At 71.1% G+C, this 23,731-nt stretch carries 23 protein-coding genes and 1 tRNA gene; 14 read left to right on the top strand and 10 right to left on the bottom strand.

The genetic code is table 11. The features are described 5' to 3' along the window. Positions 1 to 100 precede the first annotated feature (100 nt). Both HCK04_RS06215 and HCK04_RS06210 read left to right on the top strand, forming a co-directional pair. Positions 101 to 457, top strand: coding sequence for a VOC family protein (locus HCK04_RS06215; RefSeq protein WP_142645924.1), 357 nt, complete (start codon positions 101 to 103; stop codon positions 455 to 457). A 289-nt stretch (positions 458 to 746) separates the two neighbouring features. After that, positions 747 to 1,634, top strand: coding sequence for a DMT family transporter (locus HCK04_RS06210; RefSeq protein ID WP_142645923.1), 888 nt, complete (start codon positions 747 to 749; stop codon positions 1,632 to 1,634). Positions 1,635 to 1,741: 107 nt separating this feature from the next. On the opposite strand, the gene HCK04_RS06205 is transcribed toward HCK04_RS06210, so the two are convergent. Beyond that, the gene (locus tag HCK04_RS06205; RefSeq protein WP_142645922.1) at positions 1,742 to 2,953 is read right to left on the bottom strand and encodes an FAD-dependent monooxygenase; all 1,212 of its coding nucleotides are present in this window, start codon (positions 2,951 to 2,953) and stop codon (positions 1,742 to 1,744) included. 68 nt (positions 2,954 to 3,021) lie between these two features. Between HCK04_RS06205 and HCK04_RS06200 the strand changes: the two genes are divergently transcribed. Further along, a complete protein-coding gene (locus tag HCK04_RS06200; protein WP_142645921.1) occupies positions 3,022 to 3,606 on the top strand; it encodes a TetR/AcrR family transcriptional regulator in 585 nt (194 codons plus the stop codon). A 34-nt stretch (positions 3,607 to 3,640) separates the two neighbouring features. Here the strand turns inward: HCK04_RS06200 and HCK04_RS06195 are convergent, their stop codons facing one another. Together HCK04_RS06195 and HCK04_RS06190 are read right to left on the bottom strand one after the other, a co-directional pair. Next, positions 3,641 to 4,159 (bottom strand): dihydrofolate reductase family protein, encoded by a 519-nt coding sequence (locus tag HCK04_RS06195; protein WP_205829955.1) that lies wholly within the window; start codon positions 4,157 to 4,159, stop codon positions 3,641 to 3,643. Continuing rightward, positions 4,122 to 4,703, bottom strand: a complete 582-nt coding sequence (locus HCK04_RS06190) for a GNAT family protein (RefSeq protein ID WP_142645919.1) — start codon at positions 4,701 to 4,703, stop codon at positions 4,122 to 4,124. The genes HCK04_RS06195 and HCK04_RS06190 overlap by 38 nt, the downstream gene beginning before the upstream one ends. 119 nt (positions 4,704 to 4,822) lie before the next feature. Between HCK04_RS06190 and HCK04_RS06185 the strand changes: the two genes are divergently transcribed. From HCK04_RS06185 to HCK04_RS06170, 4 genes are read left to right on the top strand one after another with little or no spacing between them, the layout of a single operon-like run. After that, the gene (locus HCK04_RS06185) at positions 4,823 to 5,773 is read left to right on the top strand and encodes a phosphotransferase family protein (protein ID WP_142645918.1); all 951 of its coding nucleotides are present in this window, start codon (positions 4,823 to 4,825) and stop codon (positions 5,771 to 5,773) included. After that, entirely contained in the window at positions 5,773 to 6,993 is a 1,221-nt protein-coding gene (locus HCK04_RS06180) for an acyl-CoA dehydrogenase family protein (protein ID WP_142645917.1), read from the top strand. The genes HCK04_RS06185 and HCK04_RS06180 overlap by 1 nt, the downstream gene beginning before the upstream one ends. Positions 6,994 to 6,999: 6 nt before the next feature. After that, the gene (locus HCK04_RS06175) at positions 7,000 to 8,172 is read left to right on the top strand and encodes an acyl-CoA dehydrogenase family protein (protein ID WP_142645916.1); all 1,173 of its coding nucleotides are present in this window, start codon (positions 7,000 to 7,002) and stop codon (positions 8,170 to 8,172) included. Continuing rightward, positions 8,169 to 9,338 carry an acyl-CoA dehydrogenase family protein gene (locus tag HCK04_RS06170; RefSeq protein WP_142645915.1) on the top strand — a complete coding sequence of 390 codons (1,170 nt, stop codon included), beginning with the start codon at positions 8,169 to 8,171 and terminating at the stop codon, positions 9,336 to 9,338. The genes HCK04_RS06175 and HCK04_RS06170 overlap by 4 nt, the downstream gene beginning before the upstream one ends. Before the next feature lie 19 nt (positions 9,339 to 9,357). On the opposite strand, the gene HCK04_RS06165 is transcribed toward HCK04_RS06170, so the two are convergent. Then, positions 9,358 to 9,918 carry a TetR/AcrR family transcriptional regulator gene (locus tag HCK04_RS06165; RefSeq protein ID WP_260617136.1) on the bottom strand — a complete coding sequence of 187 codons (561 nt, stop codon included), beginning with the start codon at positions 9,916 to 9,918 and terminating at the stop codon, positions 9,358 to 9,360. 277 nt (positions 9,919 to 10,195) lie between these two features. Here HCK04_RS06165 and HCK04_RS06160 point away from each other — a divergent pair, with 277 nt between their 5' ends. Continuing rightward, positions 10,196 to 10,963: a nuclease-related domain-containing protein gene (locus HCK04_RS06160; protein ID WP_142645913.1), complete on the top strand. Its 768-nt coding sequence runs from the start codon at positions 10,196 to 10,198 to the stop codon at positions 10,961 to 10,963. Positions 10,964 to 11,081: 118 nt separating this feature from the next. Here HCK04_RS06160 and HCK04_RS06155 read toward each other — a convergent pair whose 3' ends face one another. Further along, positions 11,082 to 12,437, bottom strand: a complete 1,356-nt coding sequence (locus HCK04_RS06155; protein WP_142645912.1) for a VWA domain-containing protein — start codon at positions 12,435 to 12,437, stop codon at positions 11,082 to 11,084. Continuing rightward, positions 12,434 to 13,282 (bottom strand): MoxR family ATPase, encoded by an 849-nt coding sequence (locus HCK04_RS06150; protein ID WP_142645911.1) that lies wholly within the window; start codon positions 13,280 to 13,282, stop codon positions 12,434 to 12,436. Before HCK04_RS06150 ends, HCK04_RS06155 begins: the two co-directional genes overlap by 4 nt. 88 nt (positions 13,283 to 13,370) lie before the next feature. On the opposite strand from HCK04_RS06150, the gene HCK04_RS06145 reads away from it, so the two are divergent. Next, positions 13,371 to 13,447, top strand: a tRNA-Lys gene (locus HCK04_RS06145). A gap of 106 nt (positions 13,448 to 13,553) precedes the next feature. Here the strand turns inward: HCK04_RS06145 and HCK04_RS06140 are convergent. Beyond that, positions 13,554 to 14,456: a helix-turn-helix transcriptional regulator gene (locus HCK04_RS06140; RefSeq protein WP_142645910.1), complete on the bottom strand. Its 903-nt coding sequence runs from the start codon at positions 14,454 to 14,456 to the stop codon at positions 13,554 to 13,556. A gap of 101 nt (positions 14,457 to 14,557) precedes the next feature. Here HCK04_RS06140 and HCK04_RS06135 point away from each other — a divergent pair, with 101 nt between their 5' ends. Beyond that, a complete protein-coding gene (locus HCK04_RS06135; RefSeq protein ID WP_142645909.1) occupies positions 14,558 to 15,478 on the top strand; it encodes an oxidoreductase in 921 nt (306 codons plus the stop codon). 109 nt (positions 15,479 to 15,587) lie between these two features. Here HCK04_RS06135 and HCK04_RS06130 read toward each other — a convergent pair whose 3' ends face one another. Next, the gene (locus HCK04_RS06130) at positions 15,588 to 17,513 is read right to left on the bottom strand and encodes a Xaa-Pro dipeptidyl-peptidase (protein WP_260617135.1); all 1,926 of its coding nucleotides are present in this window, start codon (positions 17,511 to 17,513) and stop codon (positions 15,588 to 15,590) included. 127 nt (positions 17,514 to 17,640) lie between these two features. Further along, positions 17,641 to 19,176, bottom strand: coding sequence for a hypothetical protein (locus tag HCK04_RS06125; protein WP_142645907.1), 1,536 nt, complete (start codon positions 19,174 to 19,176; stop codon positions 17,641 to 17,643). A gap of 56 nt (positions 19,177 to 19,232) precedes the next feature. Here HCK04_RS06125 and HCK04_RS06120 point away from each other — a divergent pair, with 56 nt between their 5' ends. Next, on the top strand, positions 19,233 to 19,940 hold the full coding sequence (locus HCK04_RS06120; RefSeq protein WP_142645906.1) for a TetR/AcrR family transcriptional regulator: 708 nt from the start codon (positions 19,233 to 19,235) through the stop codon (positions 19,938 to 19,940). A gap of 189 nt (positions 19,941 to 20,129) precedes the next feature. On the opposite strand, the gene HCK04_RS06110 is transcribed toward HCK04_RS06120, so the two are convergent. Further along, positions 20,130 to 21,008: an SMI1/KNR4 family protein gene (locus HCK04_RS06110; protein ID WP_142645904.1), complete on the bottom strand. Its 879-nt coding sequence runs from the start codon at positions 21,006 to 21,008 to the stop codon at positions 20,130 to 20,132. Between the two features lie 152 nt (positions 21,009 to 21,160). On the opposite strand from HCK04_RS06110, the gene HCK04_RS06105 reads away from it, so the two are divergent. From HCK04_RS06105 to HCK04_RS06095, 3 genes are all read left to right on the top strand, one after another. Further along, the gene (locus tag HCK04_RS06105) at positions 21,161 to 22,471 is read left to right on the top strand and encodes an ATP-binding protein (RefSeq protein WP_142645903.1); all 1,311 of its coding nucleotides are present in this window, start codon (positions 21,161 to 21,163) and stop codon (positions 22,469 to 22,471) included. A 10-nt stretch (positions 22,472 to 22,481) separates the two neighbouring features. Continuing rightward, the gene (locus HCK04_RS06100; RefSeq protein WP_240971070.1) at positions 22,482 to 23,108 is read left to right on the top strand and encodes an RloB family protein; all 627 of its coding nucleotides are present in this window, start codon (positions 22,482 to 22,484) and stop codon (positions 23,106 to 23,108) included. Positions 23,109 to 23,187: 79 nt separating this feature from the next. Beyond that, entirely contained in the window at positions 23,188 to 23,688 is a 501-nt protein-coding gene (locus tag HCK04_RS06095) for a GNAT family N-acetyltransferase (RefSeq protein ID WP_142645901.1), read from the top strand. The last annotated feature ends 43 nt before the right edge of the window (positions 23,689 to 23,731 follow it).

Raw genomic sequence — 23,731 nt, 5'->3', positions numbered from 1 at the left:
TGGTTCCACATGCCCGGTTCATGGTCCCACTACTGGTGCCGAATTCCGCGGCCCGGCTACCTGACACTCCCTGACAGGTATACGCGACAGGATGAGGGCCATGACAACGAAAGCGAAGCTCATCGCCGTGACCCTCGACTGCGCCGAGCCGAAGAAGCTCGCCGAGTTCTACTCGCAGATCACCGGATTCCCCGTGCAGTACGCCGAGGACGAGTACGCCGGGATCGGCGACGGCGCGACGAGCATCTTCTTCCAGCGCGTGCCCGACCGGAAGGCACCCTCCTGGCCCGGGCCGGACAAGCAGTTCCATCTCGACTTCCGGGTGCCCGACGTCGCCAAGGCGGTGGAGGAGTACATCGCTCTCGGAGCGACCAAGCCGGAGTTCCAGCCGGGTGACTGGGTGGTGCTCGCCGACCCGGAGGGCCACCTTTTCTGCGTGTGCCCCGAGAGGTCCTGAAGCAGGCACAGTGTAGGTGACCTCGGGACTCGCCCGCTGCGGCGGTCCTGCTGCCGGCCGGGCTGGGCGCCGGCTGAGCTCGGGCCGTCCTGGGATCGATGTGACGACGCGGCGGCGGTGAGCGGTCGGTCCGCCGTCACCCGGCCCCGGGCACGTCGGCGAGGGCGTGGCGGTCAACGGATGCTCGGTGGGGTGCCCGTAAAGCCCCACTTGTGTCGCGGGATCCTGAGGCGCGTGCCGCGTCCCACTAAGCTTGCGTAGTGATTTCTCGACACACCGGCGGGCGCGTATGACCTGGGTGGGAGTGGTGATCGCCCTCGTCGGCGCGCTGGGATACGCCCTGGGCGCGGCGCTGCAGCAGTTCGAAGCGGTGAGCGAGGGGGCGACCCTCGCCCTCGTCAGAAGGCCCCGCTGGTGGATCGGCGGGGTCATCGGTTTCGCCGGGGCGTCCCTGCACGCGGTGGCGCTCAGCGTCGCTCCGCTGGTCGTCGTCCAGCCCGTGAGCGTGGCGACCCTCGTCTTCGCGGTGCCGCTCGCCGCGACGCTGCACGGCAGACGCCCGCGCCGGGCCGAGATCGCCGGGTCGATCGCGGTGGCGGTCGGCCTGCTCGGGCTGATGCTGCTGGTCCCGGCGCACAACGTGACGCCGGTCCTGTCCGACGCGCACGCCCTGGAGCTGATCGGCTGCGTCGCCCTGGTGGTCGCCGTCGCGTTCACCGTGGCCCGCCGGCTCAAGGGCCCGGCCAAGGCGCTGCTGATGGCGGTCGGCGCGGGAGCGGTCACCGCCACCGTGTCCACCTTCGTGCGGGTCGTCGGCGGAGGGCTCCAAGGAGACCTCGGTCACCTGCTCCACTGGTTCACCCTGGCCATCCCGGTGCTGCTGGTCTGCGCCGTGGTGCTGCTCCAGAAGTCGTACGCCGTGGGCTACTTCGGCATCGCCTACGCGGGGGTCCAGGTCGTCGACCCCATCACCTCGGTGACCGCCGGAGCGGTGCTGCTGGGCGAGTCGCTGCCCACGGAAATGAGCAAGGCGATCCCCGCGCTGCTCGCGGCCGGGCTGCTGATCGCCGGGACGATCACGCTCGGCCGTCTCACTCCCGACCATTCCAAGCCCGTCGCCGCACCGGCCGAGCCGGACAGGGTCGGCGACCCGGTGGTCGCGTCCGAGGCCGCCTGACCGCCCGGCCGCCGGTCTCCCGGGCGGCCGGTCTCCTGGGCGGCCGGTTTCCTGGGCGGCCTGTCTCCTTGGTCCACCGGTTTCTTGGGTGGCCGGTCTCCGCGACCTCAGGGCGTCCAGGCGAAGATCTCGTCGCCCTGACGCAGCGCGACGTTGGGCCCCAACCAGCCCGCCGCCCGCATCGCGCCGTCGCGCAGGGCCACGGCCAGCGGGTTGCGCCACCGGGTGAGCCGGCAGATCGCCCGCGACCGCCGCACGATCGGCGTCGTCCGCGCCAGCCGTTCCCGGCTGTAAGCGGCCAATCCCGCCGCCAATCCCGCGGACAACCCCGCGGCCAACCCCGCGGACAACCCTGCGGGCAGTCCCGTGGCAGGCCCCGCGGCCGGGTCGCCGCCGGGGGAGACCCGATCGGCGAGTACGACGGCGTCCTCCATGGCCTGGCAGGCTCCCTGCCCGAGGTTGGGGGTCATGGGATGGGCGGCGTCGCCCAGCAGCGCGATCCGTCCCCTGTGGAGGGCGGGCAGCGGGACGTCGAGGCTGTGGATGTCGTGGCGGAGCACGGCCGCGGGGTCGGCCGCCTCCAGCAGTGCCGGGATCGGGTCGTGCCAGCGGCCGAACAACCGGAGCAGCTCGTCCCTCTCGTCCGCCGCGCGCAGGCCCGGCGGCACCGTCGCGGTCGCGTAGCAGTACACCTGGCCACCCGCGAGCGGCATGACCCCGAAGATGAGCCCGCGTCCCCAGGTTTCGGAGGCTCCCGTCACGCCGGGCAGCGGCACGATCGCCCGCCAGCTCGTCACGCCCGCGTAGACCGGTGCGGGATGCCCGGGGAACAGAGCGGAACGGATCCGGGAACGGATCCCGTCGGCCGCCACGACGAGGTCGGCCTCGAACGCCTCCGCCGTTCCGGCCACGACGACGCGGCCGGTCGCGGGGTCGACGGACTCGACCGGGGTGTTCACCCGCAGGGCGCGGTGCGGCAGGCGTCCGGCGAGGATGCCGACCAGGGCCGAGCGGGTGAGCAGCACGATGGGGTCGCCATATCGGGCGGCGGCGTCCTCGGCGATGGTCCGTGCCAGCCATCGGCCGTCCGGCAGCCGGACGCCGCTCTGCCCCTGGATGGCGGACAGCTTCCGCACCTCGTCGCCGACCCCGATCACGTCGAGCGCCCGCAGCGCGTTGGGTGCGACCGCCAGCCCCGCGCCCACCGGCTCGATCGAGGGGGCCCGTTCCAGGATCGTCACCTCCCAGCCCTTGTGCGCCAGTGCAAGGGCCGCCGTCAGCCCGCCGATGCCCGCCCCGATCACCACCGCGTGTGCCATGCCCGCCTCCTTGTCACTACAGATGTAGTGAATGTACTACACCTGTAGTCCGCCCCTACGATGTGGGGGTGAGCAGTCAGCGTGCGGTCGTCGTCGCGGACGCGGCCATCGCGATCCTGGCCGAGCGGGGGATGCGCGGCCTCACCCATCGGGCGGTGGACGAGGCCGCGGGGCTGCCGCCGGGCTCCACCTCCAACCACGCGCGTACGCGGGCGGCGCTGCTGGAGCTCACGCTGGCCCGGCTCACCGAGCGCGAGGAGGCCGTGTTCGCCGCCGCGATGGCGCCCGCCGGGGACATGCCCGAAGGCGTGGTCGAGGCGGCCCGGCTGGCGGATCTGCTGGCGCGGACGATGCACGCGGCGATCACCGTGCACCGCGAGACCACGATCGCGCGATACGAGCTTGCGCTGGAGGCGACCCGGCGCCCCGAGCTGCGGAAGATATACGACGACGTGGGACGCCGGATCCGGGAGCAGGTCGTCGCGGCGCTGGCCGCCGCCGGCTCGCCCGATCCGGTGCGGCACGGCCGGCAGATGGTCGCCTACATCGAAGGGCTGCTGTTCGACGCGATCGTGGGGGCGGGGGAGGTGCCGACCCTCGACGAGCTCGGCGCCGCCTTCCGGGAGCTGCTCCGCGTCGTCTCGGGCAGGTGAACCCCGGCCGCCCCGTCGAAGTGTCCGTTCGCCGTCAGGCGGGCTGGTAGACGGTGATGACCACTCCCGTCCCGGTCGCCGCCGACTCGACCAGCCGGAAGTCCCGCAGGCCCGAGCCCAGGTCCGAGCCCGAGCCCAGGTCCGAGCCCGAGCCCAGGTCCGAGCCAGCGCCAGGGAACAGCCGGCGGCCGGAGCCGAGCACGAGCGGGTAGACCAGAAGGACCAGCGTGTCGACGAGGTCGAGCGGCAGCAGCGACCGCACCAGAACCCCGCTGCCGAACACCACCAGGTTCTCCGGCAGCTCCTCCTTCAGGCGGCGCACCGCGTCGGCTGCGTCACCTCCGAGGAGCACGGAGTTCTCCCAGGCGAGGGGTTCGGCCAGGGTGGTGGACGCCACGTATTTCCGGGCGCGGGCGAGAGCCTCGCTGAATGGGTTCGGCGGCTGCTTGGGCCAGTAGCCCGCGAACTGCTCGTAGGTCGTCCGCCCGGCCCCGGATCGACACGCGCCGGGGGACTTATTTCCGGGCGGCCAACAGGCGGGCGCGGTGGGCAGGCCACTCGTCGTCGAGGATCGAATAGAGAGGGCTGTCGCGCCAGGTGCCGTCCGCGCGGCGATACTGCCGCCGGAGCACGCCCTCGCGGACGCCGCCGATGCGCTCGATGGCCGCCTGCGACCGCAGGTTGCGGATGTCGGTCTTCAGCACCACGCGGACGAACCCCAGGGCGAAGGCGTGGTCGAGCAGCAGGACCTTGCACTCGGTGTTGACGGCGGTGCGCCAGTAGGCCCTGCCGTACCAGGTGGAGCCGATCTCCACGCTCTCGTCGAAGCCGTCGACCTCCCAGTAGCCGGTCGAGCCGATCGCCTGGCCGGTCTCCTTGAAGACCACCGCGAACTGGGTGGTGCGCGGGTCGGCGATCAGCTTGTCCACGAGGCGGCGCGTGTCGTCCTCGGTGCGCGGTGTGGGCTCCGGCCGGTGCCGCCAGATCTCCTCGTCGGACGCCGCGAGGAACAGGTCGGGCACGTGGCCGGGGGCGAGCGGCTCAAGGCGTACGACGCGGCCGTCGAGCACGACGGGCGCGGGCAACTTCGCGGTCATGCGGCCGACGTTATCGCCGGTCCCGGCGGTGCGCGGATGGCCACTTCGGGCGGAACGGCGAGGACCACTTCACCGTGACCGTGTCGACATACATACCGTCTGGTCGGTACGCTGACGGGGTGACTCCTGACCCGCCGGGCCTCGACCTCACCCGCCTCGCCGAGCACCTCCAGCGCGAGGGCCTGACCGAAGGACCGCTCACCGCGGAGCTGATCGTGGGCGGCAAGTCCAACCTGACGTACGTCGTCGGGGACGGCACGAGCACGTACGTCGTGCGGCGGCCGCCGCTCGGGCACGTGCTGGCGACGGCGCACGACATGGGCCGTGAATATCGGGTCATGAGCGCGCTCAGGGACACCGGCGTCCCGGTGCCCCGCACCTACCATCTCTGCCGCGACCCGGAGGTCGTCGGCGCGCCCTTCTACGTCATGGAATACGTGGAGGGCGGGCAGCCGCAGCTCACCCCCGATCTCGCCCACGGGCTGGTGGACGTGCTGGCCGCGCTGCACTCGATCACCCCGGAGAGCGTGGGCCTCGGCGACTTCGGCAGGCCGGACGGCTTCCTGGAGCGCCAGGTCGCCCGGTGGAAGCGGCAGCTCGACGCCTCGCGCAGCCGCGAGGTGCCCGGCATCGACGACCTCCACGAGCGGCTCGTCCGCGACGTGCCCGCCTCCGGCGCGCCGGCGATCGTGCACGGCGACTTCAAGCTGGGTAACACGCTCATCGCCGATGACGAGGTGCGGGCCGTGCTCGACTGGGAGATGTCCACGCTCGGCGACCCGCTCACCGACCTGGCGCTGTTCCTCCTCTACGGCGAGTTCGCCTCGCTCGACCGGGGCGCGGCCGGGGAGGCGCCGCCCAGCGCCGAGCTGAGCATGCACTACGAGGAGGCGGCCGGCCGCGACCTGTCCCGGCTCGGCTGGTACGTCGGCCTCGCCTGCTTCAAGCTCGCGGTGATCGCCGAGGGCATCCATTTCCGATACACACAGGGGCTCACGGTGGGGGAGGGCTTCGCCGAGGTCGGCGACCAGGTCGCCCCGATCGTCGCCCGCGGGCTGATGGAGGTCTGATGGACTTCGCGTTCGACGCGACCACGAACCGCTACCGCGATCGGCTGCTCGACTTCATGGACGAGTGCGTCTATCCGTCCGAGCACGCCTTCCACGAGCAGGCGGCCGGAAGCGGCTGGAGCCCGCCGCCGATGCTGGAGGACCTCAAGGCCGAGGCCCGCTCGCGCGGCCTGTGGAACCTCTTCCTCCCGCCGTCCGACACCCGGGGCGAGCACGGCGCCGGGCTGACCAACCTCCAGTACGCCCCGCTCGCGGAGATCATGGGCAGGTCGCCCGGCATCGCGCCGCCGGCCACCAACTGCGCCGCGCCCGACACCGGCAACATGGAGGTGCTGGCGGAGTTCGGCAGCGAGTGGCAGCGCAAGGAATACCTGGAGCCGCTGCTGGCCGGGGAGATCAGGTCGGCCTTCGCGATGACCGAGCCCGACGTCGCCTCCTCCGACGCGACGAACATCGCGACCTCCATCAGGAGGGACGGCGGGGAGTACGTCATCAACGGGCGCAAGTGGTTCATCACCGGCGCGATGAACCCGAACTGCAAGGTCTTCATCGTGATGGGCAAGACCGACCCCGAGGCGCCCAAGCACCGCCAGCAGAGCATGGTGCTCGTCCCGCGCGACACCCCCGGTCTCACCGTACGGCGCGGCATGACGGTCTTCGGCTACGACGACGCCGACCACGGCGGGCACGCCGAGGTGGTGTTCGAGGACGTACGGGTGCCGGTGGACAACCTCATCGGCGAGGAGGGCGGCGGGTTCGCCATCGCCCAGGCCCGGCTGGGGCCGGGCCGCATCCACCACTGCATGCGGCTCATCGGCATGGCCGAGCGGGCGGTGGAGCTGATGTGCCGCCGGGTGCTGGAGCGCGAGGCGTTCGGCAAGCCGCTGGCCCGGCAGGGCGTGATCCAGGACTGGATCGCCGAGTCGCGGGTGCGCATCGAGCAACTGCGCCTGCTGGTGCTGAAGACGGCCTGGCTGATGGACACGGTCGGCAACAAGGGCGCGCACACGGAGATCCAGGCCATCAAGATCGCCGGTCCGGCGACGGTGGAGTGGATCCTCGACAAGGCCATCCAGGCGCACGGCGCCGGCGGGATCAGCCAGGACTTCCCGCTGGCGGCGCTGTGGGCGGGCGCGCGGTCGCTGCGGTTCGCCGACGGCCCCGACGAGGTCCACAAGCGGTCGCTGGCCTACCGCGAGCTCAAGAAATACATGGGGTGATATTTCGTGGCATGGGATGAGGCGTCGGTCGCCGAGCGCGCCAGAGCCTTCCTCGCGGAGCACGACCCGGCGGCCATGGACCGCCTGGAGTTCCTGCGCGCCCGGTTCGACGCCGGGCTGGCCTGGGTGCACTTCCCGGAGGGCCTCGGCGGGCTCGGCGCGTCCAGGGACCTGCAGGCCGTGGTCGAGCGGGAGCTGAAGGGCACGCCCGACAACCGGCCGGGCCGGATCGGCATCGGCCTCGGCATGGCCGCCCCGACGATCCTCGCCTTCGGCACCGAGGAGCAGAAGAAGCGCTTCCTGCGCCCGCTGTGGACGGGCGAGGAGGTGTGGTGCCAGCTCTTCAGCGAGCCGGGGGCCGGTTCCGACCTCGCCACGCTGGCCACCCGCGCCGTACGCGAGGGCGACGAGTGGGTGGTGGACGGCCAGAAGGTGTGGACGTCGAGCGCGCACACCGCGCGCTGGGCCATCCTCGTGGCCCGCACCGACCCCGGCGTGCCCAAGCACCGTGGGCTGACCTACTTCGTGTGCGACATGCACGCCCCCGGCGTCGAGGTGCGCCCGTTGCGCCAGATCACCGGAGAGGCCGAGTTCAACGAGGTCTTCCTCACCGGGGTGCGGCTGCCCGACTCGCTGCGGCTGGGCGAGGTGGGCGACGGCTGGCGGGTCGCGCAGACCACCCTCATGAACGAACGGGTCGCCATCGGCGGCACGCCGACCCGGCGCACGATGATGGGCGTCGTCGCCGAGACCTGGCGCTCCCGGCCCGAGCTGCGCACCCACGACCTGCACCAGCGGCTGCTCAAGCTCTGGGTGGACACGGAGGTCATGCGGCTGACCGCCGTACGGCTGCGCGAGCAGCTCGCCGCCGGGCATCCGGGGCCGGAGGGATCGGGCATGAAGCTGGCCTTCGCCCGGCTGCACCAGGAGCTGTCGGGCCTGGAGGTCGAGCTGCTGCGCGAGGACGGCCTGGCCTACGACGACTGGACGTTCCGCCGCCCCGACACGGTCGACTTCGTCGGCCGCGAGGCGGGCTACCGCTACCTGCGCGCCAAGGGCAACTCGATCGAGGGCGGCACCTCCGAGATCCTGCGCAACATCATCGCCGAACGCGTCCTCGGCCTGCCCGCCGAGCCGCGCGCCGACAAGGACGTCGCCTGGAAGGACCTCCCCCGATGACGCTGCTGTACACGGAGGTGGAGGAGGAGCTGCGGGCCGCCGTCCGCGACCTGCTCACCGACACCTGCCCGCCGTCCGCCGTGCTCGACCGGGCCGGCTCGGCCGCCGCGGGCGGCACGCCGTACGACGCGGAGCTGTGGAAGGCGCTCGCCCGCGACATCGGCGTGGCCGGGCTGCTGGTCCCCGAGGAGCTCGGCGGCGCGGGCGCCTCGGCGCGGGAGGCGGCCGTCGTGCTGGAGGAGCTGGGCCGGGCCGTCGCTCCCGTGCCGTTCCTCAGCAGCGCCGTCCTCGCCACCCAGGCATTGCTTGTGGCGGGGGGAGAGGTGGCCGGTGAGCTGCTGGGACGCCTGGCGACCGGTGAGGCGACCGCCGCGCTCGCGGTGTCGTTCGCCGCCTCGCCGTACGCGCCGCCGGCCCCGGTGGCGTCCCTCGGCGAGGACGGCACGGTCACCGGCACGGTCACGGGGGTGATCGGCGCGGAGGCCGCCGACGTCCTGCTCGTCCCGGTGCGGCTCGCGCAGGGCGTGGGGCTGTGCGCGGTCGAGACGTCGCCCACCGTCCAGGGGAGCGCCGAGGAGGCCGTCCGGGTGACGACGGTCACCTCGCTCGACCTGACCCGGCCCATCGCGACCGTCGAGTTCGCGTCGGCCCCGGCGCGGATCGTCGCGCGGGCGGAGGGGCTGGAGCTGCCGTGGGTGTGGGAGGCCCTGGCGCGCGGCGCCGGCCTGCTCGCCTCCGAACAGCTCGGCGTCGCCGAGTGGTGCCTCACCACCACGGTCGCGTACGTGAAGGAGCGCAGGCAGTTCGCCCGTCCCGTGGGGTCGTTCCAGGCGGTCAAGCACCGGCTGGCCGACCTGTGGCTGGAGGTCGTGGGGGCCAGGGCGGCGGCCCGCAACGCGGCGGCCCTGCTGGCGGAGGCGCCCGCCGCGGGACCGCTCGGCGACGAGGCGGCCGTGGCGGTCGCGGTGGCGCAGGCCCACTGCGGGGCGGTCGCGGTGCACGCCGCGGAGGAGTGCGTGCAGCTTCACGGCGGCATCGGGATGACCTGGGAGCACCCCGCGCATCTTTATCTCAAGCGGGCCAAGGCCGATCAGATCGGGCTGGGCACGCCGGGCGACCACCGCGACGCGCTCGCCGGCCCGGCGGACCTCCCCGCGCCCATGTGAGCCGTGGTGCCGGGCGTGATCAGGGTCGCAGCGAGTTGAGCAGGAGGTCGGCGAAGTGGCGGCCGACCTCCTGGCCGGTCAGCGGGCCGTCCGGGTGATACCAGGTGCCGAGGTGGTGGACCGAGCCGAAGAAGAAGTCGACCACCATCTCGGCGGGGATGTCGTCGCGGAAGACGCCGTCGCGCTGCCCCTCGACCACGAGGTCGCGGAACCGCTCGTGATAGCGCCGCCGCTCGGCCCGCACGCTCTTGTACGTCTCCGGCGCGAGCTGGTGCATCGACCTGAAGAAGATCTTGGAGTCGTCGAGGTTGTCGACCGTGGTCACCACCACGTCCGTCGCGGCGGCGTGCAGCCGCTCGGCCACCGGGCCCTCCGCGTCGGCGAACCGGTTGAGGCGCTCCATCTGCAGGCGCAGCACCCGGGCGTAGATCTCGTGGAGCAGGTCGTCCTTGGAATCGAAGTAGTGATACATGGCGCCCTTGGTGACGCCGGCGGCCGCGACGATCTCCTGCACCGACGTGCTCTCGAAACCCCGCTGGGCGAACAGCCGGGTGGCCTCGGCGAGCAGGCGCTGCCGCACCGGCTCCTCCAGGGACCCGTTCGCGCGGTCCCCCGTTGCGCGGCGTTCTCCGGCGGCGCTGCGCTCTCGGGCTGCGCTGTGTTGTCGGGCTGCGCTGTGCTCCCTGGCTGCGCGGCGGGCCATTGCCGACCTCCTCTGTCTCTCAAGTCAAGCATACCGACTGGTCGGTCAAGTGTCGGCACTGGCGTAATTGCGCTACTTCCCTCACCTTAGGAGGGTTGGGATTCCCGCTCGGGTATCCCGGAGAAAGCCGCATGCCTAGTGTGGGGGGTTTCGCGTGCCCAGTGGGTCCATTTACGTCCCGAAGGATGAGAAGTTCACGGGCGCATCGCCGCAGAACCTGTACGAGACGTTCTGGTTCGCCGGACGCAAGAACCGCATCCGGGTGCGGGCCGCCGTCGCCTTCGCGGGGTTCGTCATCGGCAACCTGGTGGGCCCGCGGTTCGGCCTGAACATGTTCGCCGCCGGTGTCGGCCTGGGCGTCCTCGCGGGCGGCACCGACCTGTTCATCGCCTGGCGCCTGCACGAGCGTACGGCCGTGTGGCGGGGCAAGCGCCGTGGCGAAGTGCGCACCGGGCGGCTGCTGCGGTTCGCGCTGCGCCGGCACGGCTATCGCGTGATGGACGGCCGGGCCGTCCCCGGCGAGGCGTCGATCGACCACCTCGTCATCGGGCCGGGCGGCATCTGGATCGTGGACAACGAGGCGTGGTCGCCCGACACCCTGATCGCGCGCTACGGCGAGCGGCTGTTCTTCGACGAGAAGTTCGGCACCTCGGTCGCCAAGGGGCTCATCTCCGCCGCCGGGTCGATGGCCGGGCTGCTGACCAAGGAGACCGGCATCGAGGTCTCCATCGACCCGGTGCTCGCCGTACACGGCGGGAAGATCAAGGCCAGGGGCGGCGTGCTGCACGGCGAGGGGCTGACCGTCGCCTACCCGTGGAGGGTCGCCCGCTGGATCCGCGCGCACGGGTCCGGGACGTTCACCGAGGAGCAGATCGAACTGCTGGCCCGTACGGCGGCCCGCATCCTGCGCCGCATGAGCTGAGCCGAGCCGAGCTGAGCCGGGCGGCCCGCGGCCGTGTCGATTCGGGCGAAGGGAATCGACTCGGGCCGGTGTCTCTCAGGCCGTGTCCGTCAGGCCGTGTCCGTCAGGCCGGCGTCTCTCAGGCCAGTGTCTCGACGAAGGCGGCGAGCTGGGCGACGTTGCGGCACTCGTGCATGGGCACGACCGAGCCGTACGCCGTGGCGAGGGAGTCCCCGGTGTCCCACTGGGCCCGGGGCTCCGGGTTGAGCCAGTAGGCGTGCCTGGCCTGCCCGGCCAGCCGCTTCAGCGTGCCCAGCGCCGGCACCTGATAGTTCGACCTGGCGTCGCCGAGGATCAGCAGCGACGTCCGGGGGCCGACGGCGTCGGGGAAGCGTTCGGCGAAGCGCTCGAAGACGTGGCCATAGTCGGTGCGGCCGAACCTGACGATGTCGGCCTCGTCGGTGAGGCGGCCGATGGCGTCCAGCACGTCCGCGCCCGGGGCGAACAGGTCCGTGATCTCGTCCACGGTGTCCACGAACGCGAACGCCCGCACCTTGGTGAACTGCTCCCGGAGTGCGAACGTCAGCAGCAGAGTGAAGTGCGAGAACGTGGAGACCGAGTCGCTGGCGTCGCACAGCACCACCAGCTCGGGCCGGTGCGGGCGGGGCGGGCGCAGGTGCGTGGTGAGCGGCACCCCGCCCGTGGACAGCGAGGCCCGCACCGTACGCCGGAAGTCGAGCCGCCCGCGCCGCCCCCGCTTCTGCCGGATCGACAGCCGCGTGGCCAGGCGGCGGGCGAGGGGATAGACCTCTCGGCGCAGCCGGGCCAGCTCCTCCTTGGTCGCGCGCAGGAAGTCGACCCGGTCGATCGGCGGCCGGACCGTCGACCTGGCGATCTTCTCGACGCCCGACTCCTCGGCGATCCTGCGGCGTACGTCGGAGGCCACCGCCTCGGTGAAGGCTTCGATGGTCCGAGAGATGTGTCGTCTGGCGACCTTCTCCGGCAGGCCACCGCGCTCGTCGAGCATGGCCGCCAGCATCCGGGCCACCAGCGTCTCCGGCGACAGCGCGCGCAGCACCGGGAAGGAGAACCACGACTGCCTGCCGGGCGCCGCCTGGACCTGCCCGAATCGTCCGACCATCGCCCGCGCGAACTCCCGGAACGCGGGGTCGGCCGGGTCGCCCATCAGCAGCTCCGCCAGCCGCTCACGCAGCTCCGGCAGCGCGGCGTCGTCGGGGACGTCCGCGCTCGCGGCCGGACCGGTCACCGGCGGGAACCACAGGTCGAAGAGCAGGTCGAACCCCGGCCGGTGGGCGGGCCGCTTCACCAGCGTCGCGGCGTACGCCTCGCGCAGCGTCTCCCGCTCGGCCAGGTCGATGACCATGAGCGCGTGGGCCGCGTCCAGGCCCTCGGCCGGGGAGACCGGCAGCCCGGCCTCCCGCAGGGCGTGGACGAACCCCACGTGCCGGTCCACGAGGGACGCCCGAGCCGTCATGACCGGGACGGCAGGCCGAGCTCCTTGGCGGCCCGCACCTGGTCGGAGTTGTGCTTGAGCACCACGCCCAGCGTCGCGCCGATCAGCGCCTCGTCCAGCTCCGTGCGGCCCAGCGCGAGCAGGGTGTGCGCCCAGTCGACGGTCTCCGCGATCGACGGCGACTTCTTCAGCTCCAGCCCCCGCAGCGTGGCCACCGTACGGGCGAGCTGGTCGGCGATGCTCGCGGGCAGCCCGGGGATCTGCGCGAGCAGGATGTCGCGCTCTCGTTCCGGCGTGGGGTAGCCGAGGTGGAGATAGAGGCAGCGCCGCTTGAGCGCCTCCGACAGCTCGCGGGTCGCGTTCGAGGTCAGCACGACGTACGGCCGGCGCGCGGCGGTGATCGTGCCCAGCTCGGGGATCGTGATCTGGTAGTCGGACAGGATCTCCAGCAGCAGCCCCTCGACCTCGACGTCGGCCTTGTCGGTCTCGTCGATGAGCAGCACGGTGGGCTCCTCGCTCCTGATCGCCCGCAGCAGGGGGCGTTCGAGCAGGAACTCCTCGGAGAAGATGTCGTCCCAGGCGCCGTCGTCGGCCTGGATGCGCAGCAGTTGCTTCTTGTAGTTCCACTCGTACAGGGCACGCGCCTCGTCCAGGCCCTCGTAGCACTGCAGGCGGATGAGCCGCGCGCCGGTGGCCTGCGCCACGGCCTTGGCGAGCTGGGTCTTGCCCACCCCCGCCGGTCCCTCGGCCAGCAGCGGCTTGCCCAGCGCCCCGGCCAGGAACACCGATGTCGCGATGCCGTCGTCGGCAAGGTAGTCGACGGCCGCCAGCCGCCCCCGGACCTCGTCAGGCGAGGCGAACCACATGTGCGCTCCCAACCGCTGAACCGAATGTTGTTCTACTCTAACCGGATTTTGTCTGATCTGGCCGCTGCGGTAACCTCTAAGAGCTTTCGCGCCGCTAGCTCAGTTGGTTAGAGCAGCTGACTCTTAATCAGCGGGTCCGGGGTTCGAGTCCCTGGCGGCGCACCAGCGAGAAACCCCAGGTCGGCATCGTCGGCCTGGGGTTTCTGCTGTCGCGGGCGGCGGCCTGGCGATCCTCCTGGGGCTCTTCCTGCTGCTGATCGCCGCCACCTTGCTATCGAGCGGCTGACGGCCGCGGGGTTCCCTCGGCCCGGGCCTTCCCCGCCGCCGAGGTGGCGTACAGGGACGCGAGCAACTGGAGGCGTTCGGCGTCCGCGCTGCCGGGCTCGGCGGTGTGGACGAGCAGGACCGGCCCGGGATCGCCGGGCAGGGGATAGACGTCCCAGTCGAGGGTGATGTCGCCGACCTGCGGGTGCCGGAACAGCTTCGTCCCGTGGACGGTCTCACGCACCTCGTGACGGGCCCAGAGCCGGCGGAAGTCCGCGCTGCGGATGCTCAGCTCGCCGATGACCTCCCGGGCGCGCGGATGGTCCGGGTCGGTCGCGACGGCGGCCCGCAGCATGCCGATGTACTGCAGGGCGGTGGCCTCCCAGTCGGGGCAGCGCCCACGGGCCCCGGGGTCCTCGAACAACGCCATGAGCAGGTTCCGCCGCCCCGGCGGCAGGGTGTCCGGATCGCCGAGCAGTGCCTCGGCGAGGGTGTTCCACGCGAGCACGTCGAGGTGCCGGCCGAGCACGACCGCCGGGGTGGCAATGACGTGCAGCAGGCGCCGGGTGCTGTCCGGCACGCGTTCCGGCGCCCGGCGGGTGCGGACGGCAGCCGGCCGCCGCGCCGCCCGGGCGAGGGTGAACAGGTGCCGCCGTTCCTCGTCGTCGAGGTCGAGCGCGGAGGCGATGGCGTCGAGCACGTCGTCGGAGGGCCGCACTTCACGGCCCTGCTCCATGCGCTGGTAGTAATCGGTGCTCAGCCCGGCCAGCAGCGCGACCTCCTCGCGCCGCAGCCCGGTCACCTTGCGCCGGGGCCCCGGCTCCAGGCCGACGTCCTGCGGGCGCAGCCGGCCGCGGCGGGTACGCAGGAAGTCGCCGAGCTCACGGGCGTACGGGTGGTTGACGGCCATGCCGACAGTCTGCCGCCGTGGTCCGCGCCCAAGGTAGGTCTGTGGTTCCCAGGCACCCGCGTACGACCGAATCCCGGCGATCCCGTCCTAGCGTCGCCGCCATGAGCGAATGGAACGCCAGTCACATCCCCGGCCAGCAGGGCCGGGTCGCCGTCGTCACCGGCGCGAACTCGGGGCTCGGCCTGGTCACCGCGACCGAGCTCGCCCGGCACGGCGCCCACGTCGTGATGGCCGTACGCAACACCGCCGCGGGCGAGCGGGAGGCCGAGACGATCCGGCGCTCCGCGCCCGGGGCCGAGATCGAGGTGCGGGAACTCGACCTGGCCTCGCTCGCGTCGGTGCACGCGTTCGCGAAGGACCTCGCCGCCGACTTCCCGGCGATCGACCTGCTGGTCAACAACGCGGGCGTGGTCCTCCTCGGCCCCGCCCGCACGACGGCCGACGGGTTCGAGCTCCAGCTCGGCACCAACATGCTGGGCCACTTCGCCCTCACCGGCCTGCTGCTCGGCAACCTCGGCCGGGCGGACGCGGCACGGGTGGTCGGCCTCAGCTCGATCACCCACAAGAACGCCCACCTCGACTTCGACGACCTGATGTCGCGGCGCGACTTCGGCGCGAGCCGCGCGTACGGCCGCTCCAAGCTCGCCACCACCGTCTTCGGCCTCGAACTCGACCGCCGCCTGCGCGCCGCGGGCTCACCGGTCGTCAGCGTCCTCGCCCACCCCGGGCTGTCCAGAAGCAATCTCACTCCCCGGGCCTGGGAGCATCGCGGCCGGCTCGGCCGGATCATTGCCCGAGCCGGGCTGCTGGTGACGCAGCCCGCCGAGCGGGGGGCGCTGCCCCAGCTCTTCGCCGCCACCGCCCCCGGCGTACGCGGCGGTCAGTTCTTCGGACCGTCCGGCCCCTGGGAGACGCGCGGCCGGGTCGTGGAGGTCCGCCCCAGCGCGGAGGCGGCCGACCCGAGCGTCGGCCGCCGCCTCTGGACCACCGCCGAGTCCCTGACCGGCGTCACCTATCTCTGACCCCGCGTCCTGGCTTCCCGTCGGCATGACGCTGGATCTACGCTGAACCCGCTCGTACGGCGGCGCCGGGACGGGGGTCCCGGCGCCGCGTCACCAGACGGTCAGGGGATCAGTAGAGCTTGTTGTCCGGCACCGGCAGGTCGATCTGCTGGGGACCGTGCCAGGTGCCCTTGTCCTTGGGAATGTCGCCGCCGTTCAGCGCGTGGCCCACGCCGAGCACGAGCGGAATCTCCACCCGGCTCTTGTGCAGGTCGACGGTGACGGTGGTGCCGGTGGCCCGCTCGCCGCTGTAGTTCGAGTCGGTGCCGGCGATCACCAGCCCGATCCTGTGGCCCTTCTTGAAGACGTACTCCTGCGGCAGCGTCTTCCACTTGACCTGCGCGTACGTGCCGGGGGTCAGCGGCGAGGACTCGGAGAGCGAGTCGCGGTTCTGCGCGTCGATCCAGCCGCGGGCCACGACCTCCAGCGGCCGCGTGGCCAGGTTGGTGGCGACCTTCTTGTAGCAGGCGTCGTCGTCGGCGGTGCTGTCGCCGTGGCAGTCCTCTTCGGCGAGGGTGGTGATGCCCTGTCCACGGCGCCAGTCGACCCGGGTGTCCTCGCCGAAGTCGACGAGAAGCGCGGTCAGGTTCGAGGCCGGCGTGTCGAGCGAGACCCGCAGGTCCACCTCGGGCGTGCCCGACATACGCAGGTCGCGCGGCAGCTCGCCGGTGGTGAAGGCGATCCGTCCGGCCTTGGCCGTGCCGACATCGGCGACCATCGCGTCCTCCGACTGGCGGACGTCGGTGAAGCTCGCGGTCTCGCCGTTCTTGCCGGGCTTGAGGTTCAGCGAACCGTCGGCGGACGGACGGAAGAAGTGGGTCGAGGCGGCAGGCGTCGGCCAGTCGCTCTGGGTGACCCAATCGGCCGGGCCGACCTGCACGTCGGCGCGCGGCTCCCGCATGATCCCGTTGTTCACGCCGAGCAGCCAGTAGTCGAACCACCGGTGCAGCGTGTCGACCCACAGGTCGCGGCGCCCTTCGAAGTCGAAGGGGTCCACGTGCTGATACTGGCCGACCCAGATCTTGCGCGGCACGTTCCGCTCGGCGAGCGCCTGCCACCACACCGAGAAGTTGTCGGGCTTGACGTTCAGGTCGTTGACCGTGTGCACGACGAAGACGCTGGCGTGCACCTTCGAGGCGTCGCCGAGCGACCCGGCGACGTAGTCGCGCTCGGCCCAGAAGCCGTTGTAGTTGCCCGTGGTGTCGTCGGCGTCGACGTCGAGCTGGGCCCGCTTGGCCGCGCACTTGGCGGCCGGGTCGGTGTCGACGGCCCGGGACAGGTACGACATGTAGTTGAAGTTGTAGATGACGCCGTTGGAGCGCTGGTACTTGTACCAGGAGCTGATGGCGGAGATCGGGACGATCGTCTCCAGGCCCTCGACCCCGGTCGCCGCGACCGCGTTGGCCAGCGTGCCGTCGTACGACTTGCCGATCATGCCGGCCTTGCCGGTGCTCCAGTCGGCCACGGCGGGGGAGCCGTCGTCGTGGAAGGCGGGGGCGCGGCCGTTCAGCCAGTCGATGACCGCCTTGCCGCCCAGCACGTCGGCCCTGCCGCCGACGTCCGGGCAGCCGTCGGACTTCGTGGTGCCGACCATGTCGACGTTGAGCACGGCGTATCCGCGCGGCACGAAGTAGTTGTCGTAGAACAGCGGGAACTTCACGGGCTCGCCCGCCGCGTCGTACACCTTGCGCTCGGACTCGTTGCCGCGCCCGGAGTTGTCGTAGTAGGGGCTCTCGTCGATGATCGTCGGCACCTTGAGCCCGGGGCCCGACTCCCTGGGCCGGATGATGTCGACCCTGACCCGGTCGAGGCGGCCGTCGGAGTCGCTGTCGACGCTCGACTCGACGTAGACGTGCTCGCGGATGGCGTCGGCGTAGGAGAAGACCGGTTGGGTGCGTCCCTTGTCGACGGTGATGGCCGGACCGGTGGCCGCGTGGGCCGGGACCGCGCCGATCGCGGCCACGGCGACCGCGGCGATGGCTGCTCGTAACAGCACGGAGAGCCTCCAGAGGGGGTGTGGAAATCCCCCGCAAATCTCCATGCGTGCCGGTTTGCCGACAAGATCCCTTTATGCGATCGACATCACCTTGATCCTGCTGTGTGACAGAAGTGGTTCACGGGGGTCAGGGGGCGTTGTGAGATCGCGGCCGGTTCATCGGGCTGACGAACACCGGCGTGCCGGAGACGGCCAGGCACAGCCGCCGGTCGCGGACCTCGACGGGGTGCGGCTCGCCGAACGCGTCCACGGCGGTCGCGGCGGACGCCGGCCAGGGCCAGGAGACGGCGACGGGCGGCAGATCCTCCTCGTCGACCGCGCCCCGCCCGTCCCACAGCACGAGCAGCGGCTCCTGTCCGGCACGCTCGACCTCGAACGCGTACAGGCCGGGCGCGTCGGCGAACGGGACGCGGGTCACCCGCCGGGCGTCCGCGAGCTGCGCCGTGAGCAGGGCGAAGGTGTCCGCCGCCGGGTGCCGTACGGCGAGCTCGCCGTCCCGGTAGCCGAGCATGGCGAGCTTGCCGAACATCAGATGCATGATCTGCAGCGGATCGGCCGGGCCGGGCACCTCGGGCGCGAGGTTCCAGTAGAGGGTGCGGCGGACCCCGGCGGCGAGCGCCTGCAGGGTGCACGCGACCAGTTGGCGGCAGTTGATCCGGTGTCGCCGGGCCTCCAGCTCGGGCGGGCACCCCTCCATGAACATCTGCAGCCGGGGCGGGAGCTGCGGCATCCGGGCGTACAACGCGGCCATGGCCCGCCGCTCCGGGGTGTCCTGCCGCGCCCTCGCGGCCAGCTCTCTCGTGCTCTGCACGGCTGGCTGGCTCGTGCTCTGCACGGCTGGCTGGCTCGTGCTCTGCACCTGCCCGCCCGCGTCGGCGAACGCCTTGGCGAACACCTCGTACATCACGGCCTGCGCTTCGGGGAACTCGAACGGCACGGGCGCGGCGTACTCGCCCGCCACCACCGGCCGGAGACAGCCGTGCGCCCGCATCAGCTCCCGTACGGCCTCGATGTGGGCGGGGACCGCGGCGGCATCACCGTAAAGGTGCACGTCGAACAGATCGAAGGCGTCCCGGCCGCCGCGCAGCACCTGCTCGAAGAAGCGCCACGGCTCGCTTCCCGGCTCCCCGCCGAGCACGTCGTAGCCGCACCCGCCGAGCACCACGGCGGCCGCGGGGTCGGCCTCCTTGACCGCGGCGTACATGACCTTGAGCTGCGCGACGTACTCGTCGGCGGTGCCCGCCCACAGCAGGTCGGTGTTGCTCGGCTCGTTGTCGCACTGCCAGTAGTGCACCCGCCCGGCGCAGCGCCGCACCACCCGGCGGACGAACTCGGCGTACGCGTCCAGGTCGAGCGCGGGGGAGGGCGGCAGGAAGTCGGTCGGCGTCCGGGTCGCCCAGGGGGAGCTGGAGCACAGCGTGATCCAGACCTCCTCGTCGCCGTCGAGCTGGCCGAGCAGCGCGTCGACCACGTCCCAGCGGTAGTGGCCCGGCTCGGGCTCGACCTGGCTCCAGTAGACGTACGCCCGGAGGATCCCGGCCCCCAGCGACCGGGCCTGGGGGATGAACGTGCCGGGCGGGCCGAACAGGCCGTAGCTGACGCCCCTCACCACGCCCAGCCGGATCCCCTGGGGTTCGTACGCGTCGGTCGTCTCCTGTGCCATCGGTGCCTCCGTAAGTTTATGATGTACACATAGAGTGTATGTTGTAAACTTACGGCATGGGAGAGACGGACGAGTTCCCGCTGATCTGGACCCGGCCGCAGCCGCGCAGGCGCGGGCTGGACCGGGAGAAGGTCGTGGCGGCGGCGATCGGCGTCGCCGACGAGGCCGGGCTCGACGGCCTGACGATGAAGGCGGTCGCCGCCCGGCTCGGGCCCTACTCGCCGATGGCCCTCTATCGGCACGTGCACAGCAAGGAGGGCCTGTTCGACCTCATGCTCGACGCGGCCACGGCCGAGATCCCGCTGCCCGCCGAGCCCGGCGACGACTGGCGTGACGACCTGCGCACGCTCGCCCTGGAGACCCGGCGGATGACGTCACGGCATCCCTGGTTCGCCATGCTGGTCCACGCGCGCCCTCCGGCAGGCCCGCACATGATGCGCCGGCTGGAGTTCATGCTCACCGTCCTCGTACGGCAGGGCGCGAGCGTCGGCGATGCGATGACCTACGCGGCGCTGCTCGATCGGCACGTGCTGGGCAGCGCGCTGCAGGACAGCGAGGAGGCCCGTCAGGAGCGGTGCCAGGGCCTGGACGACGACGCCCGGCTCTATGCCGCCGTCGCGGCGCTGCGCGACCTGGCCGCCGCCGACGGCGGCCTGCCCCACCTCACGGAATGGCTCACCCATCCGGCCGGTCCCACGCCGGAGGAACGCTTCGTGATCGGGCTCGACTTCGTCCTCGACGGGATCGCGCGCAGGCTGCCGTAATCGGGGCCGCGCCCGAAAACCGAGATCACGAAAACCTTTTCGCACGCTCCGCGCCGCTCTGATTTGTGCTGCCAAGGCGACCCGGCACCGTCGCCGCCACCTGCAACGACGGCTCGAAGGACAGCCGGGTGGCGGTGACCTGGGACGCGACCGATCCCGAGCGGTACGCCGCCCCGGGCACGTTCACCGTCACCGGGCACGTGACCGGGTGCTCTCCCACTCCAGCGCACCCTTGACGACCTTCGGCCGCCAGCCGCGGATCGGCCTGCCGGTCTCCAGCGACCTCGTGGTCGCCTTCAGCAGCGCCAGATAGGACGGCCACACGACGTCGCCCTCCAGGGTGAGACCCTCCTCGTTGAAGAACTCGCCCGTCTTCCCCGTACGCGTGTCGTTGAAGAGGTTGCCGCCGTCGATGGCGTAGGCGAAGGGGATCAGGTGGCCGTCCCACCAATACCCGTCGGGGCCGATGTCGCAGAGCATCTTCCACTCGCTGTGGATCTGCTTGGCGGGCATCAGCTCATAGAAGGGGGCGGGGCCGAACCCCAACGAACCGGCAGCTCCTCGGTCGTCGGCTTCTCCGGGGTCGGCTCCTCCGTCGGCGTCGGGCAGGCGGCGGCCGTGGTTCGCCTCCCACCGGGCGAGGTTCTGCGGGTCGGCGCCGAACTTGAGCTTCCGCAGCGTGGCCGAGGCGTGCGCGCCCGGCCAGCGTTCGATGCGGTCCCACGCCTGGTTCACCCGCGCCGCGACCGCCGGGTCGGGCGTACGCGGGGTGTAGGTGGGCTCGTCGCTTGGGAAGCCGGGGTCCTGCGGGATGTCGGGGGTGAGCTTCGCCTCGTCGTCCCACTGCACCGGCGGGCACCCGATGCTCTTCGCCTCCTCGGGAGTGAGGGCGTTGGCCTTCATCTCGGCTTCGAACTCGGGATCGCCGCAGGACATCGACGCGACGGCGCCCATCGATGTGGAGATGCACAGCACCGAATGCACCGTGAGATCCGGCTCGCCGGCGAGCCCTCCCAGCACAAGCACGCTCACGAGCGCCGGCCACACGACACGCCGCGATCTGATCACCGGCGCACTGTATCGATCTTGACCGACAGACCTCAGGCCGTTCGCAGGCAAACGCATCTTTGATCGCAATTGAAACGCGGTTTCGGGGGAATCTCTCCGTACATCGCTCTGAAACTGTATGGTTCTTGCGCTCAAGTGAAGAGGTGATCACTATGCTTCTGCGCTTCCGGGTGGCCAACCATCGGTCGTTGCGCGATGAACAGACGTTGTCGTTCGTGGCCGCGCCACGGCGGGGGGAACAGAAGCGAAAGGGTGCTGTGATCCCTCGGACCGTGTCAGCGGCGGGGATCTACGGTGCGAACGCATCGGGCAAGTCCAACGTGCTGGACGCCCTGCGGTGGATGAGCCGGGCGGTGAAGAGTTCGCATACCACGTGGGCGCCGAGCGGAGGGGTGCCGCGACGTCCGTTCCTGCTCGACGAGACAGGCCGCAAAACCCCCTCCTTCTATGAGGTCGACTTCCTCGACGAGGGAGTGCGGTATTCCTATGGCTTCGAGATCGACGACGAGAACGTCCGCGGCGAGTGGTTGTACTCCTTTCCGGCCGGGCGGCCCAGGACGCTGTTCGAGCGGAACGGGCCCGAGGACTACAGGTTCGGTCGTTCGCTCGGCGGAGAGACCGCCCGGATCGCGAAGCTCACCAGAGGGAACGCCCTTTACCTCTCCTCGGCGGCTTCCAACAACCACCCGTTGCTGGGTGCCCTATACGAGACGTTGGCGGAGAAGGTCCACTTCGCCGAGCAGGATCACTTCGACGAACAGGCTCGGCTCTCGGCGACCATGTCGCTTCTCGAGCATCCCCGAGCGGCCAGGGACGTCAACGAACTCCTGCGGCTGGCCGATCTCGGCCTGGAGTCGGCCGAGGTGGTGCGTCGCGAGATACCGCCCGAGGTGCTCACGAGTTTCCGGCGTCTGCGAGAGGCCGTACGGGAGAGTGGCGGCGACTTCGCCACCGACGAGGAGCAGTTCGGAAAAGAGATCCGCCTACGCCGGGCCGGGACGGACGTCACCCTGGACATCAGAGAGGAGAGTGCGGGCACCCGAGTCTGGCTGTCGATGCTGGGCTACACCCTGGTGACGCTTCTGGCCGGACACCTGCTGGTGGTCGACGAAATCGACTCCAGCCTTCACCCCGTGCTTTCCTCGACCTTGATCCGGATGTTCCAGGACCCCGAGATCAACCGGACCGGGGCGCAGTTGCTGTTCGCGTCCCACGACACGACACTGCTCGGCACCATGCTCGCCGACGACACCCTGGGCCGGGACGAGGTCTGGTTCACGGAGAAGGACGCGAACGGTGCCACATCCCTTTTCCCGCTCGCCGATTTCCGGCCACGAACCGACGAGAACATCGAGCGTGGTTACCTCCAGGGTCGATATGGTGCTGTGCCGTACCTGAACTTCGACAAAGTTCGCGAGATCTTCCGAGGAATGGAACCCCGACTGGATGAGCCCTCGGCGTAGCCCCCCACGCTTGGAACGGCCTTCAGCGAAAAGAGATCCGAAGAAGCGCATCCTCGTCATATGCGAGGGCGTCGTCACCGAGGTCCAATACTTCAACGGGGTGAAAGACCACTTTCGAGCAGTCCCCGTAGAGGTCGGCCACTGCGACGTCGACGGCTGCGGCAAGGATCCGCTGAGCGTCGTGAGGGAGGCGATCCGGCGTCGGGACAAGGCCCGTTCCGCCGCGCGGCGGCACCGGGACGCCTTCCTCGCCTATGACGAGATATGGGCGGTGGTGGACGTCGACGATCACGCCTCTCTGGATGAGGCGATCCGCGTGGCGCGAGATGATGGGATCAATCTGGTCATCTCCCGCCCCTGCTTCGAGATCTGGCTGCTGTGGCACTATCAGGATTGTCCGGCCGCTCTGACCGCCAAAGAGATCCAGCGGAAGCTCGCGACGAAACTGCCGAACTACGACAAGCATCTCTCTGCGACATTTCCCTACCACGACTATCTTCGAGCCGAACGCCGTGCGAAATCGGCCGATCCCGATCACTCGGCACCTAACCGGAAAGGGCGCAATCCCTCCACGAACGTGTGGCTCGTCGTGAACGGGATCGCCCAGTCCGGGAAGAGAGAACCCGTCGGCATCTGAGCCTCGTACGCTGATCTTCTTTTCCGGGGTGCGGGAAAACCACTGGGCGTACCGGGCCGGGGCGGAGGAGACTCGGCACATGGGGATCATCGCGGCGGAGCGGCTCACGCTGTGGCCGCTGACCGTGCAGGACGCGGACGAGATGGCGGAGGTGCTGTCGGGAGAGGAGCTGTACGCCTTCATCGGCGGAGCCCCGCCCACCCCGCAGGAGCTCCGCGCCAGGTACGCCAGGCTCGAAGCCCGCCGCTCACCGGACGGGCGGCAGGAGTGGCTCAACTGGATCATCCGCCGCGACACCGACCGGCGGGCGGTCGGCTACGTCCAGGCGACCGTGGCGGACGAGGGGCGGCGGGCCGAGGTCGCGTGGGTCGTGGGAACCACGTGGCAGGGCCAGGGCTACGCCTCGGAGGCGGCGGCTGCCCTGGCCGGGTGGCTGCGGGCGCGCGGCGTCGCCCGCATCGAGGCCCACATCCATCCCGATCACCACGCGTCCATGGCGGTGGCCGGCCGGGTCGGCCTGGCGCCCACCGATCACGTCGAGGACGGCGAGCGCCTGTGGGCCTGGGAGGCCGGGGCCTGAAACGCCCCGGCCTCCCGCCGGTCTGCGCCAGTCTGCATGTCCT

The sequence above is a fragment of the Microbispora sp. CL1-1 genome, from assembly GCF_012034195.1.
GTDB lineage: Bacteria > Actinomycetota > Actinomycetes > Streptosporangiales > Streptosporangiaceae > Microbispora.
The sequence above is the reverse complement of the archived record's forward strand: the minus strand, read 5'-3'. Positions and strand labels throughout refer to the sequence as shown.